This window comes from Vibrio sp. OPT46, assembly GCF_015163535.1.
Lineage (GTDB): Bacteria > Pseudomonadota > Gammaproteobacteria > Enterobacterales > Vibrionaceae > Vibrio > Vibrio alginolyticus.
In genome coordinates, this window is the sequence record NZ_JADDYG010000725.1 from 10,093 (window position 1) to 12,043 (window position 1,951).

Annotated in this window: 1 protein-coding gene; it reads right to left on the reverse strand. The window is 48.3% G+C overall.

The features are described from left to right. On the reverse strand, positions 1-1,951 hold a 1,951-nt coding region (locus tag IQR33_RS34405), incomplete at both ends, for a tandem-95 repeat protein (protein ID WP_228014145.1).

The window sequence follows — 1,951 nt, forward strand, 5'->3', positions numbered from 1 at the left end:
CGTATGTTCAATGTGAGCACCCGTTGCATTGACGTAGATGGTTTGAGAAACGGTTTCAGAATCATTATTTGATAGCTCTGTCGCCGTTGCCGTTACATTGATTTCTAGCTGTTGGTTAAAGTCTTCTGGCAATTGAATCTGTAGCTCTTGTTCAATTGCTGTGGTTGGAAGCGTTACAGAACCATCTGGACCGACTGTTACTTCACCGCTGTAGATCTGGCTGTTCACTTCACCTACATCAATGGTGAAGTTGAAGTCACTATAATCGGCATCGCCGCCACCGTAGAGATCTTCAAAGCCGTAAACCAGTTCACCGTCTTCGTTCACAGTAGTTCGAGTATGTTCAATGCCATCTTGGTTGAGCTCTGAGCTTGTGCCGCCATGGAAGACTGCATCACCAAATTGGCTTTGAATCACGGTTTCAGAACCATCAGCACCCACAAACACGAGTTGTGGGTCGACCGTATCCATGTTCGCAGGAGAGCCATCTGCCGCACGGAACTCATACTGACCATCTTGCATGGACGCAAAGTCATTGAAGTTGTGACCGTTAGGAATCAAGAATAGGTTGAAGCTTTCCCCTTCCGAGATTTGGAAGCTGAACTGATCTTGTCCCGGTACGAGGTCACCGCCGCCGCCAACTTGAGAAGCGTTTTCGTACACCACTTCAACACCCGTGATGTTGCCATCTTCATCGACTTTGTAGTAACCCGCTGTGTTTTGGTAACCCGCGGTTTCACCTTCAAACGTAACCGTGATTTCAGTATCGTTGAAACTGGTGATACCGTTGTCTTGATCGTTAAGTACCCCTTCGTTGTCGTAGCTGATCACCGAACCTTCTGGAACACCATCAACGGTCACAGTCAGCGTTTCTGACAAGTCTTGGTCAACCAATGCTGCGGCGATGTTCACTTCAACAACACCGCCTGGCTCAACCAAGATTGCTTGATCATCCACGTTTCGACCGTCGCCATCAGTGATGACTAGGTCTGGCGCATCTGCCACGGCTTCGATATGGACATTAATGTCTTGCTCAACTTCATCCGTACCGTCAGAAACCGTAAAGCTGAATTGCAAGTCACCACTGAAGTGCTCTTCTGGTACGAAGCTAAATGTACCGTCACCGTTGTCCGTTACAGTACCTCCATCACCCGAGTAGTTAATGCTGGTAACGGTGAGGTCATCACCATCAATATCAATCGCACCACTTAGCAGATCTTCTTGCGTGAACAGGATGCTGCCATCCTCTTCAATGTGGTACATGCCAGGCGCAACAATTGGAATGTCATTAACTGGGTTCACCGTCAATGTCATTTCATTGGCAACACTCAATTCACCGTCGCTCACTTCATAAGTAAACTCGATGTCTCCATTGAAGTGCTGTGAAGGCGTAACGGTAAAGGTGCCGTCGCCGTTATCCACGATAGAGGCATTCGGATCATTGGTTTCTAGTGCCGTTGCGTATAGGTCATCACCATCTTGATCGCTGGCATTTTCAAGCAGCATTTCTTGTGTCACGAGAATAGAACCATCCTCGTCCACGCCTGCCACGATTGGTGCTGCTTCTGGTGCATCGTTGACGAACTCAACTTTCAAGTCGATGTTTGCCGCCACCACATCGGTGCCATCGCTCACATCAAACGTAAGGTCAACATTACCAAAGAAGCCCTGCTCTGGCGTTAACGTGTAAGTGCCATCGCCATTGTCTGTTACTTGAACCGTATCGCTTAAGCTCGTCACGTTCACAACAGATAAATCATCGCCTTCGATGTCCGTTGCTTGAGCCAGCAGCTCTGCTTCAGTAATCGTGATAGCTTCGCCGTCTTCTGTGGTGAAGGACAAATCAGGCACATCTGGTAGGTCGTTCACTGGGTTAACGGTGAGGTTTAGATCCGCGGCGACGGTTTCAATCGCGTCAGTTACGTCATAAGTAAACTCGATTTCACCAAAG